The following is a 16,308-nucleotide window of genomic DNA, read 5'->3' as shown; positions in this document are numbered from 1 at the left end:
CGCGCCGCGGTAACAAACGAATCAATCGCGGTGTTCTGCAGACAAAAACGGGAAGTCATAATGAAATTGCGCGCGCAGATCCTGGCCTGCCTGAAAAATCACAACCGCATGCCGGCGGCCGTACTGGGCGGACTGACTGCCCTGTCGCTCGCGGCGCCAGCCTCGGCGGCGGACCTCATCGAGGTGTATCAACGCGCGGTACAGAACGACCCGTTGATCCGCGAAGCAGACGCCAACCGCCTGGCCAGCCGCGAATCGAAGCCGCAGGCACTGGCGGCTCTGCTGCCGCAGCTCAATGCGAACGGGTCGTACGAGAAGAGCAAGTCGGAGGGAGCCAGCCTGTTCGCCGATCCCTCCGACCCTAGCAACATCATCTTTCTGGCCGCGCAGCGCGAGCAGGATCTGACGACCAAGTTCTATCAGATCCAGCTGCGCCAGACGCTGTTCCGCTGGGATCAATGGTCGACCCTGAAACGTGCGGACGCACAGGTCGCGCAGGCGGAGGCCGATTATCAGGCGGCCCAGCAGGATCTGATTGCACGCACTGCGGCTCGCTACTTCAACGTTCTCGCTGCGCAGGACACAGTCGATGCGGCAGCGGCCACGCTGGAAGCGTTCAGTCGCCAGCTCGAGCAGGCTGACAAACGCTTCGAAGTCGGACTGATCGCGATCACGGACGTGCAGGAAGCACGCGCCGCGCACGACCAGGCAGCAGCGGGCGTGATTCTCGCCAAGCGTCAGCTTGCAACGGCGCTGGAACTTCTGCGTGAACTGACGGGTGAGTCATTCGGAACGCTCGCGGCGCCTGTCGAAGACATGCCGCTCAAGTCGCCTGACCCGGAAAACGAAGAAACATGGGTTGCGACTGCGCTGGACCAGAATCTGCAGATCATCTCCGCGCGCCTGGCGACGGACATAGCGAAGCAGGACGTCCGGGTCGCCCGCTCCGGCCACTTTCCGGCGATCGATCTGGTCGCCGGACGTTCCGGGAACGACATCGCCGGCGATACCGAGACGCAACCGCAGGGCGGTATTCGTTCGACCTCGCCCGCCGACAGCGACGGCAACGAGGACTCTATCGGCCTGCAAGTCACCATCCCGATCTACTCGGGTGGCGCCACGTCTTCACGCGTGCGCCAGCGGGTCTACCTGCACCGGGCAGCACGCGAGCGACTCGAGCGCGCAAACCGCGAAACCGAGCGTGCTACACGCGACGCATACCTGGGCGTGATGAGCGAGATGTCGCGCGTCAAGGCGCTGAAGCAGGCCCTCGAGTCGAGCAAGACCGCCCTGCAAGCCACCGAGGCGGGATTCGAGGTCGGCACGCGTACGACGGTCGATGTCCTCGATGCACGTCGTCGCCTGTTCGAAGCACAGACCAACTATTCGCGCAGCCGTTACGACTACATCGTGAACGTCCTGAGCCTGCAACTGGCCACCGGCACGCTGAAACAGGCAGACCTGCAGGAGATCAACGGTTACCTCGAGGAACGCATCATCACCAAGTGATGCGACGGACCGCCGTCACTGAGCACGACGGTGCAGGGTTTCTTCGACGAGCGCCATGACGCGCGCAAGCGCGCCGCGATTGCTCTCCAGCATCGCGAGCGCCACCTGCCCCATCTGGCTGCGCTTGCCGGGATTCGCTGCGAGATCCGCTAGCGCCTGAGCCAATCCCGGTGCTGACTCGACCTGCAGCGCGGCGCCACTCTCGAGCATCAGTCTTGCGATATCCGGTGCATTGAAATTCTGCGGTCCCGTCAGGATGGGCCGCGCGAGCGCAGCGGGTTCCAGCAGGTTGTGACCACCGATGGGCACGAGGCTGCCGCCGACGAAGGCGACATCCGCTGCCGCGTACAACATCAGCAACTCACCCAGTGTGTCCGCCAGCAGGATCTGCGTGTCGGGCGTTACCGCCTCGCCTCGCGAACGGCAGGCAAACGTCACCTGCTGCCCGGACAGCCACTGACGCACGCGCTCGAATCGATTCGGATGCCGCGGTACCAGGATCAGCAGGCTATCGGCGCGCGCCGCGAGCAAGCCCCGATGCGCTTCGAGGATGACGTCCTCTTCACCTTCGTGAGTACTGCCGGCCACCCAGACGAACCGACCCGGAAACTGACCCGTCCGCAGCGCCTCACCCCGGGCGCGCGCCTCGACCGGAGTCTCCAGATCAAACTTGATGTTGCCGGTGACGTGCGTACGCGCCGGTGCCGCGCCGACAACAATGAATCGATCGGCATCCGACCGGGTCTGGGCGCCGATGACCAGACCCTGATTCAACGCATCGCGAAACAGGCCGGCGATGCGGCGAAAGCGGCGCACCGATTTCTCTGATAACCGCGCACTCGCGAGCACGATGGGAATCTGCCGTCGGCCGCATTCCCGATACAGATTCGGCCACACCTCAGTTTCCAGAATGACCGCGATGCGGGGTCGAATCCGTTCCAGGAATCGGCGGACGGCCCCCGGCAGGTCGTACGGCAGGTACGCGTGATGAACCCCCTGGGGAAACAATGCACGGACACGCTGAGCACCGGTGGGTGTCGCTGTCGTCACGATCAGGGGCGACTGCGGAAAGCGTCGCTGCAAGTCCCGGATCAGAGCAGCGGCTGCCTGCACCTCACCCACCGAGACCGCATGGACCCAGATCGAAGCATCGAGTTTCGTACGCGAGAATCCAAACCGTTCCCCACGCCGATCGCGATACAGCGGATCGCGCATCCCACGCCAGAGCAGCACCGCGAACGCAAGCGGTGCAGCCACATAGAGCAGGGCCGTGTAGATCAGGCGAAGCATCGAATCATCTTCAGTCCAGCTGGATTGGATCGGTTAATCCGCCGCGGGAGGCTACAGGGAGCAATCGGGAAGGCCAACTGGTCGGCCGGCTAAGGCGATGGAGATCTTTCTTCACTCTGGCCAGCTGCCAGTGGCCAGCTTGCCAGTCTGGCCCGTACCATTCGTGCCCCGATGAGCACACCCGACCCACACACGGCCACGCGGCCCGCCCTTGAAAAACATCGCGAGCCCGAACCTGTCCCGCTCTACCGGTTTCTCGGTCCGCGTTTCTGGGGCGTGTGGTTCGGGATCGGCGTCGTGCGGCTGGTCAATCTGCTGCCGCTGCGGGTCCAGATGCTCATCGGACGGGCGACGGGCCGGCTGGCGTATCTGATCAGCCGTCGCGATCGCCGCGTCGCCGCGATCAACATCGATCTGTGCCTGCCGGAACTCGCTCCGGCGCAACGGCGCCAGCTGCTGCGGCGGCACTTCGAGTCACTGGGTTGTGCGCTCTTCGAAACCGGCCTTGTCTGGTGGGCAAGCGATGCGCGCCTGCGGCGGCTGATCCGCTTCGAAGGCACGGAAAATCTGACGGCGGCGCTTGCCCAGGGGCACGGTGCGCTGATGCTCAGCGCTCATTTCACGACCCTGGAAATGGGTGCCCGCGGCCTGACCTTGCTGGGCCCCACCAGCATCATGTACCTGACGCCGAGTAACGACCTGATCGCCGAGCTGTCGCGCCGCGGCCGGACGCGTCACACGGTGCAGGCGATTTCTTCGGACCAGATTCGCGATCTGCTGCAGAACCTGAAGAACAATCTCCCCGTGTGGTACGCGCCGGATCAGCGCTTCACGGACAAGAACAGCGAGCTCGTGCCGTTCTTCAATCAGCCCGCAGCGTCCAATGTCGCCACGTCGCGCCTGGCGAAAATCTCGAAGGCGCCGGTGCTGCCGTACTTCCCCGCCCGTTGCCACGACAATCGCGGCTACGTCATTCGCATTCACCCGGCGCTCGATCGATTCCCCTCGAACGATCCGATCGCCGATACACGGCGCTTCCACGAATTGATCGAAGCGCAGGTGCGCGACTATCCCGACCAGTACCTGTGGGCGTACAAGCGATTTCGCAGAGAGGGCTTCGATCCCTACAGGAGGAGCGTGTAGTGTCTGACGGCAGGGCCATGCTCGCCGCCACACGCATCACCTCGCACCCGCATCATGTTTCATCCCCGCTATTGGCCCACCTGGTTCGCGCTCGGCTTGCTGCGAATGTTCGAGCCGCTCCCCTATCCGCTGCTACTGTGGCTGGGACGCAGGATCGGCGATCTGATGCACATCCTGCCGTTGTCATTCGTGCGGATCGCACGGCGCAACCTGGAGCTGTGCTTTCCCGACCATTCCGCCGCCGAACGCCAGCGAATCCTGCGCGAGCATTTTCGCAGCGTCGGCATCGGGCTATTCGAGACGGCGATGAGCTGGTGGAGCCCGAACGAACGCATCCACAAACTGACGCGACTGGAAGGCGAAGAGCATTTGCAGGCGGCGCTGGCGCGCGGCAAGGGCGCGATTCTCCTGAGCGCCCACTTCACTACGCTGGAAATCGGGGCCCGCGCACTCGCCTCGCGCCTGCCGACGAACATCATGTATCGGCCGACCAGCAACCCGGTGCTCGAGCGCTTCCTGGCGAAGAACCGCAGCCGGCGCGCGAAGCGTGCCATTCCGCGCGATGACATCCGTGCCCTGATCTCATCGCTCAAGGCCAATGAGCCGGTGTGGTATGCACCCGATCAGAGCTATCGCAAGAAGGGCGCGGAGATGGTGCGGTTCTTCGGCATTCCGGCAGCGACCAACACCGCGACATCGCGGCTCGCGCGCATGACGGGTGCCGCGGTGCTGCCGTATTTTCCCGAGCGCCTGCCCGGCTCGCAGGGCTATCGCATGGTCATTCAACCGATGCTGGACAATTTCCCCAGCGACAGTCCGGTGGCCGATGCGGAGCGCTTCAACAAAATCATCGAGGCGCATGTACGGGCGGTGCCCGCGCAGTACCTGTGGATCCATCGGCGTTTCAAAGGACTGACGCCGGATTACCCGAACTACTATGAGAAGAAACGGATAGTGGAAAGTTGATAGTTGAAAGTGGATAGCGGTCCGTGGCTTGCCACTGTGTCCAGTCAGTGCATGGCTTCAACTATCAACTATCAGCTACTCGCGTATCCCGCCATCAACGCACGCCAGCACCCGTCATCGAAAAGCGCGCCCTGCTGTGCGCTGATCTTCTCGAGCGACCGCTTCAGTCGCGACAGCACACGGGCTTCCCAGGAGCCGCGACCACGGATACGCCCGCGATCGAAGTCGAGCACATACACCGCGCCGTCTGCGCCAAGCAGAATGTTGTGCGCGTTCAAATCGGCATGGTGAACGCCGTTGCGATGGAATCGAGCCACCGTGCGCCCCACCGCCTGCCAACGTTCCTCGGGGATTCGCGTAGCCATGGCCTGCGCCAGCGTGCTCGACGCCGGCAGTTCGGCGGTGATCAGATCCGCTTCATACGTCAGCCCGTGACGTCGGTAGGCGGCAGCGATCGGCATGGGCACAGGCAGGCCGAGGCGCACCAGGTCGGCGAGCAGACGCCACTCCCGGAAGGCGCGTGTCCGGGCTTCGCCGGTCCACAGATAACGATCCTTGCAGAGCCGGGCCACCAGGCCGCCGCGGCGATAGTGCCGCCACACCCAGCGACCGGTATCGGTCTCGAGAAAACAGACCGACCCGCGCCCACCGGCGACCTCGCTCAGCGCATGGCGCTGCGTCCAGTATTCGCGGGAAAACCACTGCGGCTCTGCCTTACGGATTCGCGCAGCGTCGTATAGGATGCCGCCGCGCTCGGTGGCCTCGCGCTGTTCGTGGATCGGGCTCATGCGGACCGGGCGACGGGCAATGAACCGCGGGCTCTGGCGGAGATCAACAATGTCATGCCGTACATGCTAACGAACAATGCGGGTATCGATGCGCTGCCGGAGAGCTTACCCCGGATGGCGGCCTCATCGCCTTGTCCGGCACACCCTCGCAGCCACGCGTTCTGATGGCCGCCGATTTCACGACTGCCCCGCGTTCCGTCTGCATCCTGCGTCTGTCCGCGATCGGTGATACCTGTCATGTGCTGCCGGTCATTCGCACGTTGCAAAGCGCATGGCCCGACACGCAGTTCACCTGGGTGATCGGCCGCGTCGAGGCGAAGCTGCTGGGCCACATTCCCGACATCGAATTCATTCCGATCGACAAGGGCAGCAAGCTCCAGGCGTACCGGACGCTGCGCAGCGCGATGCGCGGTCGAAAGTTCGATGTCCTTATGCACATGCAACTGGCATTGCGCGCCAGCCTCATGTCCACGCTGATTCCTGCCAGGATCAAACTCGGCTTCGATCGGCGCCGGGCTCGCGAGCTGCAGTGGCTGTTCACGACCAATCGGATCCGTCCGGCCCACAACCAGCACGTCATGGATTCGCTGTTCGGTTTCGCCGAAAAATTCCAGGTGTTCGACAAGCTGCTGCGCTGGGACATCCCGATTCCGGAATCCGCACGTGAGTACGCGCGCAAGCTCATCCCGGACGGCGTACAGACGCTGGTCATCAGTCCGTGCTCCAGTCACGCCCTGCGCAACTGGCGCGCCGAGTACTACGCGCAGGTCGCGGACTATGCCTCCAGTGCGCTCGGGCTGCAGGTCGTCCTGTGCGGCGGTCGCAGCGAACTCGAGCGACAGACGGGACAGCAGATCGAAGCGCAGATGCAGCAGGCCTGCGTGAATGTCATCGGCAAGGACACGCTGCTGGAGTTTCTCGCCACGCTCCAACGCGCCACCGTATTGCTCTCACCGGATTCCGGCCCCGCGCACATGGCCACGACAGTCGGCACGCCCGTCATTGGTCTGTATGCGGCGACGAATCCCGCACGCAGCGGTCCCTACCTCAGCCGGCAATGGTGCATCGACAAGTACGATGTCGCCGCCCGCCGCCTGCTCGGCAAGCCAGCTGCGCAGCTGCCGTGGACGACGAAGATCGAAAAACCAGGGGTCATGGATCTGATCACGCCGGATGAAGTCACGAAGAAACTTCACTCCGTGTTGCTGGCGCTGCGGCGAAAGCGCTGAGAAAGATAGAGAAAAAGATTTTCCACGGGGGATCTTCTTCATCTCTCTTCCCGCCGACTCGATATTTCGCTAGAACCCCCAATACCCCAGGCGCTGACGCGCCTGCACTCGCCGCCACACATTGAGCGGCTTGCGCGTCAGTCCCGCGCGACCGACTTGAATCGCGTGAGACGTTGCATCGAGTACGCGCTCGCTGGATCTGCCATCGCGATAGGGGTGAATGCGATTCGCGTAGTCACGGATGGCATTCATTAAAGATTCAGGCTGTTGCAGCGCATGCTCTACCGCCGGGATGACCTCCGCGATCTCCTGAACGTCGAGCAGATGCGGACCGGGACGTCGATTGCGCAGCGTCACGACCGGACGGTGCTGGGTGAGAAATTCCGGCACGACGGATGAAGTATCGGATAGCAACACATCCGCCTGCGCGTATAAGGCGAGGATGTCATCCGTCATCGCGAATCGCAGATCAGGCCCCTCGAGCGCGCGGTAGGACTCGATGATGTCCGGCGCCATCTTGGGATGCAGCGTGACGAGCCACTGCCAGTCACCGCGCTGGGCGCTGGCCGCGATCGTGTCGCGCAGTACGCGCGCTGACGTAATGCTTTCGGTGAACGTGGATGCGTACAGAACTACAGGCCGGGTCCGTTGGTCTCTCGGGTATCGGCCATTGAACAGAGGATCGAGCTTGGACCAGCCCGTTTCAACGACGCGGAAAAAACCCAGCTGCTGCTGCAGTTGCTGGAAGGGCTGCGTTGTATCGGGCCCCTGTGTACAGTACAGATCAAAGGAACCCCGCACCCGGAAGTGCCCGCGCGCTTCGCTGCGTTTGCCAACGCTGAATCCATGGAAGACTTCGACCTTCAACCCGGGAAAGAACTGCGGCACCCAGTTCCCCGGGACGAATACCGCGTCGGGTCGCCAATCGATGACAGCCTGGACCGATGCCAGCCGCACCTCCTCCGGGCGAAGGTACTCGCTGAGCGATTCGCGCTCGCAGAACCATGCGGCTTCATCGCCTCGCGCACGGACTGCTTCCTGCAACGGACGCAGGATCGCCAGCGCATAGAGCTCGGAAACGAAGAAAAGATATCGGGACACAATGCAACCTCTCCCGCGCCAGCCCATGTATGACAGCCCCGCGCCCGTGTGTGAAACTCGCGGCATGCCGACTACGGCGACATTGCCCATCACACTGCTGGTCATCACTCGCAACGAAGCGGGAGTCCTCGGCCGTTGCCTGGATAGTGTGCCATTTGCCGCCGAGAAACTCGTCGTCGATTCAGGCAGCACCGACGGCACGCCCGCCATCGCCAAAGCGCACGGCGCGCACGTCGTCCATCAGGACTGGCTCGGTTTCGGCGCACAACGTAACTTCGCCACCACCCAGGCCAGCCATGACTGGATCATCGTGCTCGATGCCGATGAGGTGCTGTCGCCGGAACTGGCGCGCGAACTCGAGGACAAGCTGCCCGACCTCATCAAGTCGCAGGCCGCCGGCGCCTTCATCCGGCGGCAGACCTGGTACATGGGCGAACCGATGCGCTGGTATCGGCCGATGGTCGCGGAAAAGCTCGGACGCATCTATCACCGCCAGCGTGCCCGCTGGTCGGACGTGCGCGTGCATGAATCGCTGAAATTCGCCGGCACGACCCGCTCGTTCCGCGGTCGCCTGGTGCATCACCACAATCCAACGCTGCGGCATCGGCACCTCAAGATCCTGCAATATTCCGAGCTGAAGGCGCGCGACTGGCTCGATCGCAAGCGACCCGCGCGACTGTGGGCATCGCCTTTCGTCTTCGTTGCGGCCTTTCTCAAGGACTACGTGCTGCGACTGGGATTTCTCGATGGCGGACGCGGCTATGTCGTCTCGCAGGTAGCGGCTTCGTACGCGGTGTACAAGCGGCTGCGCTATTACGAAATGCTCCGTAACCCGGCCTCCCTGGACTGCGCCGACAAATACAACGAAGGCTCCCTGTCGTGACGGGCGGGTGCTGAATGTGCGGGATCGCCGGGTTCCTGTTGGCAACCCCGTCATCGCTGCGGGGTGCCGATCCTGACCGCATTCTGGATGCGATGACGGATGCGCTCGAACATCGCGGCCCCGATGACCGGGGCATCTGGTACGACGACGACGCTGGCATCGGCCTGGGGCATCGCCGCCTGTCCATCATCGATCTCTCCGCCGACGGTCATCAGCCGATGTTCTCGGCGACGCAGCGCTACGCCATCGTATTCAACGGCGAGATCTACAACTACCGCGAACTCCGCGCCGAACTGACCCGGCTCGGGCAGCAGTTCCGTGGGCATTCGGACACCGAGGTGCTTCTCGCCGCGGTCGAGACCTGGGGACTGGACGAGACCCTGCGTCGCTGCAACGGCATGTTCGCCATCGCATTGTGGGACCGCCGTGAGCGCCGCCTGCACCTGGCGCGCGATCGCATCGGCAAGAAGCCGCTGTACTACGGCTGGCTCGGCGACACGCTCGTCTTCGGCTCCGAGCTGAAAGCGTTCTTCGCTCATCCGTCGTTCGAGCTGCGCATCGACCGGGATTCGCTCGCGCTGTTCCTGCGGCACGGCTATGTGCCCGGACCCTGGTCCATTCTGCAAGGCATCTACAAGCTGCCGCCTGGCAGCAGCCTGACACTGAGTGCCGCTGACGCCGCCGCTGGCGGCAAGGATCACTCGCCGCACGATGCATGTCAGCGCTACTGGGATTCGCGCCACGTGCTCGGCACTGCTGTCGCCAATCCGGTCAGCACCGATACGGACGCAACCGTCGATACGCTGGATACGCTGCTGCGCGATGCGGTGGCCACCCGCATGCACGCGGATGTGCCACTGGGTGCGTTCCTCTCAGGAGGTGTCGACTCGTCGCTGATCGTGGCGATGATGCAGGCTCAGTCGTCACGCCCCGTGCAGACGTATTCGATCGGCTTCCACGATTCGAAGAACAACGAAGCGCCCGAAGCACGCGCGATTGCCACGCATCTCGGCACCGATCACACCGAGCTGTACGTCACGGGAGAAAGCGCCCTCGAACTGGTGCCGGACTTGCCCCGCCTGTTCGACGAACCCTTTGCCGACTCGTCGCAGATTCCGACCTGCCTGGTCGCGCGACTCGCACGACAGAGCGTCAAGGTGGCGCTCTCCGGCGATGGTGGCGATGAACTTTTCGCGGGTTATATGCGCTATCAGCGCGCCCTGCGCGTTGCGAAGCTGCTCGATCGCATTCCGGGGCCGGTGCGCCACGGACTGTCCCGGGCACTGCGATCGCACGCCAGACGCGAAGCGCGTGTCAGCAAGCTGGCCATGGTCGCAGGCGAACTCGGCACCCGCTCCCCGGCCGACATCTATCTGAACCGCATGTCGCGCTGGCGCAATCCGGAAGCCCTGGTCCGTGGCAGCACGGAACATCCGACACCCTTCACCCGGACGGACTGGCAACTGCCCGGCAAGGATGTGGCCCATGGCTTCATGTATCTCGACCTGGTCACGTACCTGCCCGAGGACATCCTGGCGAAGGTCGACCGCGCCAGCATGTCAGTCGGTCTCGAAGCGCGCGCCCCGCTGCTCGATTACCGGGTGGTCGAACTGGCGTTCCGTATTCCCACCGCGTTGAAACTGCGGGACGGGCAACAGAAATGGATCCTGCGTGAGTTGCTGCGGCGCTACCTGCCGGAATCCCTGATCAAACGCCCCAAGACGGGATTCGCCGCGCCGGTAAGTGCGTGGCTCAGCGGACCGCTGCGTCCCTGGGCCGAGGCGCTGCTCGACCCTGCACGCATTGCGCGCGAAGGCTACCTGGTGGCCGAGCCGATCGCGGCACTCTGGGCCGAGTATCTCGGCGGACAGAGAAAGTGGCACACTCACCTATGGAATGTGCTCATGTTCCAGGCGTGGCTGGAATGGGCTCAACAGCAGCAGTCGCTGCATCAACGATCGGCCCACGCCGGATATTTCTCATGCAAGACATCCTCGTCCCCATCTCCCCCGGCGAACTGATCGACAAGATCACCATCCTGCAGATCAAGTCGGAGCGCATCTCCGACGCGACGAAAGTCGCCAACGTGCGCGTCGAACTGCAGCTGCTGGAATCGACCTGGCGCGACTCAGCGCATGGCAAGCAGGACATCACCGCCGAGTGGGCGGCATTGAAGACGATCAACGAGAAGCTGTGGGTCGTCGAGGACGACATCCGCGACAAGGAGTTCGCGAAGGAATTCGATGCGAAATTCATCGAACTCGCCCGCGCGGTCTACGTCACCAACGACGAGCGCGCAGCCGTGAAGCGGCAGATCAATGCGAAGCTGGGATCGCGGATCGTCGAAGAGAAGAGCTACAAAGACTACAAGTGAGAGCGAGTTGAAAGTGGATAGTTGAAAGCGAAGAGACAGCTGCACCGCTGTCCAACTATCCACTATCAACGATCCACTACCTCTGCAGCGTGTACTCCGCGCTGCAGTAAGGGCACTTCGCCCAGCCGGTCTTCTCGATCGGCAGAAACACCTTGGGGTGCGAATTCCACAGATACATGCCGGGCATCGGGCACGACAGGGGCAGATCCGCGGTCGTCACCGTGTACTGGCTCTGGGCGTTGGACTGGATCAGCTTGGCGGCAGGTTCGGGAGTGGACATGGACGGGGCTCGGCAGGGCGACGGCGCATTATTGCATGGAGCCGCGGAGCAGTTGAAAGTTGATAGTTGACAGTGGAAAGCGCGGGATAAGTGGGTAGTTGACGGTGGAAAGTGGATGGCTGCGGAATCGATGTTTTCTCGTCGCGCTGAAGAATTGACAGTGAACAGTGGGAGCACGGTGCCGTTGCCTCTCAACTATCAACTATCAACTTTCCACTGTCAACTATCCACTTATCCCTCCCCCATTACCTCATCCCAGATCGCCACCACCCCGCGCCGTTCCTCGACGAATTCCGACGCATCGACGATGTTTTTTGCGCCGTTCAGTGACAGGCGATGCAGGCGTTCCCGGTAGCGCCGATAGGTGTTCACCAGGAAGTCCACCCGCGATTGCGGCACCAGGTTGCCTGATGCCAGGCTTTCGAGCTGGCGGATGTTGTCCGAGAAGATCACGATCTCCGGATACTTATCGGCCCATTTCAGCATCCAGTACTGCACCAGGAACTCGAGATCCGCGATACCGCCGGCGTCCTGCTTGAGGTCGAATTCCCCGGGCTGCGCCTTGGACAGGTTCTCGCGCATTTTCGCGCGCATGTTGCGCACTTCATTGCGCAGATCACCGCGCCGCACTGCGTTACGCAACACTTCGACGCGCGCACTCTCGAATGCTTCACGCAGCGCGGGTTCGCCCACGATGGCGCGAGCGCGCAGCAGCGATTGATGCTCCCAGGTCCAGGCTTCCTGAAACTCGTACTCGCGAAAACTCTGCAGCGTCTGCGCCAGCAGTCCGCGATTCCCACCCGGGCGCAGACGTGTATCGACTTCGTAGAGCCGCCCCGCCGAGGTGTGCACGGTAAGCAGGTGGATCAGCCGTTGTGCCAGCCGCTGAAAGAACACCGTGTTCTCGATCGAGCTGGCGCCGTCGGTACGCTGCACCTCGCCCACGGAATCGTGCAGGAACACCAGATCCAGGTCCGAGCTGTAGCCCAGCTCGAGACCACCAAGCTTGCCGTAGGCGACGACGATCAGGCTGGCAGTGCGGCTTGTGCCCGTAGCATCTTCATATATCGGCCGCCCGTGCTTCGCGGTCAGCTGCGCCCACGCAAGCGACAGCGCCTCGGCCACGATGAGTTCGGCGATATCGGTGAGTCGATCGCTGACCTTCATCAGCGGCAAGCGCCCGGTCAGATCGGCCACGGCCACGCGAAACAGCGCCGCCCGCTGAAAGTGCCGCAGCAGCTCCACTTGGCGCTCGGCGTCCTCGCCGTATAGCGCGCCGCGTCGTGACTCCATGTCGCCGACGAACTGCGCACGGGTGGGTGGCTCTTCGACCAGGCGCTCGTCGATCAACTCATCGAGCAGCAGCGGATGGGCTGCAATCTGATCCGCCAGAAACTGGCTCTGCGAGCACAGCCGCACCAGGCGTTGCAGCGCCGGCGTGTTCTCGTTGAGCAGGGCGAGATAGACCGTGCGACCGCCGATCATCTCCAGGATGCGCGCAATGCGACCGAACGTGAGTACCGGCTCCCTGGTAGCCGCAACACTGTTCAGGATACGCGGCAGTGCATCGCGCAAGCGTCGTCGGCCAGTCTCGTCCAACCGCCGGTAATAGCTGGAGGCGCGCAACTGTTCGAGCGGCTCGAACAGCGCTTCGTCGATATCGAACTGTCGCAGTGCCTTGGCGAAATCATCCGGCTCCGCGTCCAGATCCAACGCAGCGCTGGATTCGGGTCGCTGATCCGGCGTGCCTGCAACCGGCCCGAAGACAGTCTGCGCAAACCAATGCGAAACCCGTTCGCGGTGCATGCCCAGCTCTGTCGCCACGGACGACCAGTCGGCCCTGTCCAGCGACAGCGCCAATCGTTGCCGTGCTGTCTCCTCGGATGGCAGCTGGTGCGTCTGTTCATCATTCCACTCCTGCAGGCGGTTCTCGACCAGCCGCAGAAAGCGATAGGCCGCCTGGAGATCCGCCACCGCATCTCGCCCCAGCAATCGCTGGCTGGCCAGCAGCGGCAGTACAGTCTGCAATTCACGATTCTGCAGCCGGCGATCACCGCCGCCGCGAATCAGCTGAAATGCCTGCACGATGAACTCGATCTCGCGGATGCCGCCGGGGCCGAGCTTGACGTTGTCACTCAGTTCGCGGCGCTCGACTTCGCGCGCGATCATCGCCTTCATGTCGCGCAGCGATTCGAAGACACCGAAATCCAGATAACGCCGGAACACGAACGGCCGCAGCACTTCTTCGTACAGCGACGGAAAATGCTCCGTCGCAGTGATCGCACGCGCCTTCACATAGGCGTATCGCTCCCAGTCGCGCCCGTGCTGCTGCAGGTAGTGCTCGAATGCGCCGAACCCCAGGGCCACCCGGCCGCTGTCGCCGAACGGCCGCAGACGCAGATCGACGCGATACACGAAGCCATCCACTGTCTGGCTCGACAGCAGCTGTGTGATCTTCTGGCTGAGGCGCAGGAAGAACTCGGTGTTGTCGATCGAGCGGGCGCCATCGGTCTGACCTTCCTCGGGATAGAGAAAGACCAGATCGATATCGGAGGAGTAATTCAGTTCCCGGGCGCCGAGTTTGCCCATCCCCAGGATCATCATGGGCTGACGCGCTCCATCGGACTCACCGATGGGAAAGCCGTAGCGGGCTCCCAGCAGTTCGTAGTTCTTCCGGTAAGCAAACCCGATGCAGGCATCGGCGAGGGCCGACAGATCGCGCAGCGTTTCGGCAATGTCCGCCCAACCCGCGATATCGCGCCATGCAATGCGCACCATGTGCCGGCGGCGAAACTTCCGCAGCGCTTCCATCCATTGCGCTTCCGACTCACCGCAATTCCACGCCTGCAGATCGGCGGCGATCCATTCGTCGTCACAGGCTTCGAGCAAGTGACCATTCCCGATCAACGCCTGCAGCAGCGACGGGTCGCGCAGGCACGACGTGGCAACGAATTCGCTGCAAGCCCACACGCGCACCAGCGATTCCTCGACCGCCGGCTGCTCGCGTATCGCGGTCCATTCGTCCGCGTGCAGATCGCGGGCCTCGTCGAGTCGGGCGGTCGCGGCCTTCAGCAGGGCCTGTACGTTTTCTGCAGTCATCGCATCCGGTGTCCAGGGAGGTCAACGCGGCAAGTGTAGTGGGTGGTTGGCGACGACGCACAGAGTGCTGCCCGGATAATCGCGTCGATCTCTCAGAGCCTGGTGCATTTTTTGACCGCGTGCGCCTGTCGGCCGTGCGCCTGTCGAGGACAGGACAAGTGTCTTGGCGAGACCTTCGCCAGGTCCCTCTCCCTATCCTCACCAGTCGCAAAGAGCGCGCTGCCTGGTGACTGGTGGCGATCACCTTCCTGACCGGCCAGTAACGATCTCAACGCGTTCGCGACACGCCAGGCCGGAGCGGCAACGCTTCGGCCTTTTTGTGCGTCCATCAATCGCTGGATTCTCGATCCGCGTCTCAGAATTCGCAGATTCCTTGCGTCGAAGTTTGATCTTCGTCACCGCTGTGCCGATTCACCCATCATAGGCTCGACAACAACCTGCAATTCGACACGGACTTGCAGGCAAGCCAGGGCGCTGGCGCCAGTGCTGGAGAAACCCCTTCAGGAAACTCCTTATCCGCATCTGGTGCCTCGTCGCAGTGACTTGGGTATCGCTGACGAGGTTAATGCTTGACCATGCGCCGCAGATCACTCACGACCGCTTCCGCCTGGCCTGGTGCGCCGCGCCATGCCCTTTGGTTCACTGCTGTTCTCGTGGCATTGGCCGGCGTTGCGCTGGTGCAGCCGTCACACGCCACATCCACACTGTGCAGCACGGGCAAGCAGTGTTCGAGTACACCCGTCGCTGCAGTGACCGTCCCCGAACGTTCGCTGCTCGAATTCGCTGCGACACTACAGGTGTCCGGCACCATCGCGCGACGCGACGAACTGTCGAGCCAGGAATATTTCTCGTTCAGCGGCGTGGGCGCGATCGTCTGCACCGTCGACGGTAAACAACGCATGTCGACGGCGGTTCTCGTCGGCGGCTTCGACATCGGCGTCACTGTGGCGCACACCTTCGAAGGCCAGGACAGCACCACGGAGGCCGACAACTGCATCTACACCAGCAGCGATTCTCTCGGCCAGATCCGCGAGCGCATCCCGGTGTCGTACATCAGGTCACAATGGAAAACGGAAGCTGGCGCCAGCGGCCACGCCGCGAAAGACTTCGCCGTCGTGCGGCTGCGCGAGCCGTCGAGCTACGCTCAGCGCACCATGCCAATGGGCAAGTTCTCCGGATCAACCGGACCGGTGGTGATGATCGGCTTCCGCAGCGACATGGAATCCGACCCGCTGAAAGCCAAGAGCCGCGGCACGGTCTATGACCGCAAGGTCAACGGCGTTTCGCTCGCAAGCCTGGAAGGTTTCACTCACGACATCGACACGCGCGGCATCGCCGCGGGCGCACCGGTGATCGATGAACGCAGCGGCATCATCATCGGTATCCATACGGTCGCCACGCAGCGCACGGACGGCGCAACGCGCAACACCATGATCACGATGAACGAGTGGCTGGAGCAGACGCTGCTGGGCGAGCTGCAGGCCAACGACAAGAAAGACGCAAACTCCAGGCTCTGAAATCACGGCGCCAATTCGCCACAGCGCCGTCAAAAACTTTTTTCGCGGTCTTTCGATGCGCCGCCGTGCGGCGCGCCCCATGCGGGAACCCGCATCCCTGCCTGCGACGTTATACGATACGCACAGTTC

Annotated in this window: 13 protein-coding genes; 8 read left to right on the top strand and 5 right to left on the bottom strand. The window is 63.0% G+C overall.

Going from position 1 to position 16,308, the window contains the following annotated elements; genetic code table 11:
• Nucleotides 1-60 precede the first annotated feature (60 nt).
• Complete coding sequence (locus VIZ63_RS10495) at nucleotides 61-1,509, top strand: TolC family outer membrane protein (protein ID WP_331609541.1); 1,449 nt, start codon at nucleotides 61-63, stop codon at nucleotides 1,507-1,509.
• 15 nt (nucleotides 1,510-1,524) lie between these two features.
• Here the strand turns inward: VIZ63_RS10495 and waaA are convergent, their stop codons facing one another.
• A complete protein-coding gene (gene waaA, locus VIZ63_RS10490) occupies nucleotides 1,525-2,799 on the bottom strand; it encodes a lipid IV(A) 3-deoxy-D-manno-octulosonic acid transferase (RefSeq protein ID WP_331609540.1) in 1,275 nt (424 codons plus the stop codon).
• Between the two features lie 171 nt (nucleotides 2,800-2,970).
• Here waaA and VIZ63_RS10485 point away from each other — a divergent pair, with 171 nt between their 5' ends.
• Together VIZ63_RS10485 and lpxL are read left to right on the top strand one after the other, a co-directional pair.
• Nucleotides 2,971-3,942: a hypothetical protein gene (locus tag VIZ63_RS10485; RefSeq protein ID WP_331609539.1), complete on the top strand. Its 972-nt coding sequence runs from the start codon at nucleotides 2,971-2,973 to the stop codon at nucleotides 3,940-3,942.
• 54 nt (nucleotides 3,943-3,996) lie between these two features.
• On the top strand, nucleotides 3,997-4,908 hold the full coding sequence (lpxL, locus tag VIZ63_RS10480) for an LpxL/LpxP family Kdo(2)-lipid IV(A) lauroyl/palmitoleoyl acyltransferase (RefSeq protein WP_331609538.1): 912 nt from the start codon (nucleotides 3,997-3,999) through the stop codon (nucleotides 4,906-4,908).
• Between the two features lie 71 nt (nucleotides 4,909-4,979).
• Here lpxL and VIZ63_RS10475 read toward each other — a convergent pair whose 3' ends face one another.
• Nucleotides 4,980-5,696 carry a 3-deoxy-D-manno-octulosonic acid kinase gene (locus tag VIZ63_RS10475; protein WP_331609537.1) on the bottom strand — a complete coding sequence of 239 codons (717 nt, stop codon included), beginning with the start codon at nucleotides 5,694-5,696 and terminating at the stop codon, nucleotides 4,980-4,982.
• Between the two features lie 164 nt (nucleotides 5,697-5,860).
• On the opposite strand from VIZ63_RS10475, the gene VIZ63_RS10470 reads away from it, so the two are divergent.
• Entirely contained in the window at nucleotides 5,861-6,925 is a 1,065-nt protein-coding gene (locus VIZ63_RS10470) for a glycosyltransferase family 9 protein (RefSeq protein ID WP_331609536.1), read from the top strand.
• A gap of 69 nt (nucleotides 6,926-6,994) precedes the next feature.
• Here VIZ63_RS10470 and VIZ63_RS10465 read toward each other — a convergent pair whose 3' ends face one another.
• Nucleotides 6,995-8,026 carry a CDP-glycerol glycerophosphotransferase family protein gene (locus tag VIZ63_RS10465; RefSeq protein WP_331609535.1) on the bottom strand — a complete coding sequence of 344 codons (1,032 nt, stop codon included), beginning with the start codon at nucleotides 8,024-8,026 and terminating at the stop codon, nucleotides 6,995-6,997.
• 64 nt (nucleotides 8,027-8,090) lie between these two features.
• Here VIZ63_RS10465 and VIZ63_RS10460 point away from each other — a divergent pair, with 64 nt between their 5' ends.
• The 3 genes from VIZ63_RS10460 to VIZ63_RS10450 are packed head-to-tail and all read left to right on the top strand — an operon-like array spanning nucleotide 8,091 to nucleotide 11,283.
• Nucleotides 8,091-8,909 (top strand): glycosyltransferase family 2 protein, encoded by an 819-nt coding sequence (locus VIZ63_RS10460; protein WP_349261167.1) that lies wholly within the window; start codon nucleotides 8,091-8,093, stop codon nucleotides 8,907-8,909.
• 14 nt (nucleotides 8,910-8,923) lie between these two features.
• A complete protein-coding gene (asnB, locus tag VIZ63_RS10455) occupies nucleotides 8,924-10,930 on the top strand; it encodes an asparagine synthase (glutamine-hydrolyzing) (protein ID WP_331609533.1) in 2,007 nt (668 codons plus the stop codon).
• Nucleotides 10,891-11,283 carry a DUF6165 family protein gene (locus tag VIZ63_RS10450; RefSeq protein ID WP_331609532.1) on the top strand — a complete coding sequence of 131 codons (393 nt, stop codon included), beginning with the start codon at nucleotides 10,891-10,893 and terminating at the stop codon, nucleotides 11,281-11,283. The genes asnB and VIZ63_RS10450 overlap by 40 nt, the downstream gene beginning before the upstream one ends.
• A 76-nt stretch (nucleotides 11,284-11,359) precedes the next feature.
• On the opposite strand, the gene VIZ63_RS10445 is transcribed toward VIZ63_RS10450, so the two are convergent.
• Together VIZ63_RS10445 and glnE are read right to left on the bottom strand one after the other, a co-directional pair.
• Nucleotides 11,360-11,563, bottom strand: a complete 204-nt coding sequence (locus VIZ63_RS10445) for a zinc-finger domain-containing protein (RefSeq protein WP_331609531.1) — start codon at nucleotides 11,561-11,563, stop codon at nucleotides 11,360-11,362.
• 231 nt (nucleotides 11,564-11,794) lie between these two features.
• A complete protein-coding gene (glnE, locus tag VIZ63_RS10440; RefSeq protein WP_331609530.1) occupies nucleotides 11,795-14,662 on the bottom strand; it encodes a bifunctional [glutamate--ammonia ligase]-adenylyl-L-tyrosine phosphorylase/[glutamate--ammonia-ligase] adenylyltransferase in 2,868 nt (955 codons plus the stop codon).
• Between the two features lie 575 nt (nucleotides 14,663-15,237).
• On the opposite strand from glnE, the gene VIZ63_RS10435 reads away from it, so the two are divergent.
• A complete protein-coding gene (locus tag VIZ63_RS10435) occupies nucleotides 15,238-16,179 on the top strand; it encodes a trypsin-like peptidase domain-containing protein (protein WP_331609529.1) in 942 nt (313 codons plus the stop codon).
• Nucleotides 16,180-16,308: the final 129 nt, after the last annotated feature.

This window comes from Povalibacter sp., assembly GCF_036520495.1.
GTDB lineage: Bacteria > Pseudomonadota > Gammaproteobacteria > Steroidobacterales > Steroidobacteraceae > Steroidobacter.
Note: the sequence above shows the minus strand (reverse complement) of the source record. Positions and strands in the feature narration are given on the sequence as shown.

Coding starts and splice junctions, on each gene's coding strand:
- VIZ63_RS10495 (WP_331609541.1), top strand. CDS start 61: ATGAAATTGCGCGCGCAGATCCTGGCCTGCCTGAAAAATCACAACCGC.
- waaA (WP_331609540.1), bottom strand. CDS start 2,799: ATGCTTCGCCTGATCTACACGGCCCTGCTCTATGTGGCTGCACCGCTT.
- VIZ63_RS10485 (WP_331609539.1), top strand. CDS start 2,971: ATGAGCACACCCGACCCACACACGGCCACGCGGCCCGCCCTTGAAAAA.
- lpxL (WP_331609538.1), top strand. CDS start 3,997: ATGTTTCATCCCCGCTATTGGCCCACCTGGTTCGCGCTCGGCTTGCTG.
- VIZ63_RS10475 (WP_331609537.1), bottom strand. CDS start 5,696: ATGAGCCCGATCCACGAACAGCGCGAGGCCACCGAGCGCGGCGGCATC.
- VIZ63_RS10470 (WP_331609536.1), top strand. CDS start 5,861: ATGGCCGCCGATTTCACGACTGCCCCGCGTTCCGTCTGCATCCTGCGT.
- VIZ63_RS10460 (WP_349261167.1), top strand. CDS start 8,091: ATGCCGACTACGGCGACATTGCCCATCACACTGCTGGTCATCACTCGC.
- asnB (WP_331609533.1), top strand. CDS start 8,924: ATGTGCGGGATCGCCGGGTTCCTGTTGGCAACCCCGTCATCGCTGCGG.
- VIZ63_RS10450 (WP_331609532.1), top strand. CDS start 10,891: ATGCAAGACATCCTCGTCCCCATCTCCCCCGGCGAACTGATCGACAAG.
- VIZ63_RS10445 (WP_331609531.1), bottom strand. CDS start 11,563: ATGTCCACTCCCGAACCTGCCGCCAAGCTGATCCAGTCCAACGCCCAG.
- glnE (WP_331609530.1), bottom strand. CDS start 14,662: ATGACTGCAGAAAACGTACAGGCCCTGCTGAAGGCCGCGACCGCCCGA.
- VIZ63_RS10435 (WP_331609529.1), top strand. CDS start 15,238: ATGCGCCGCAGATCACTCACGACCGCTTCCGCCTGGCCTGGTGCGCCG.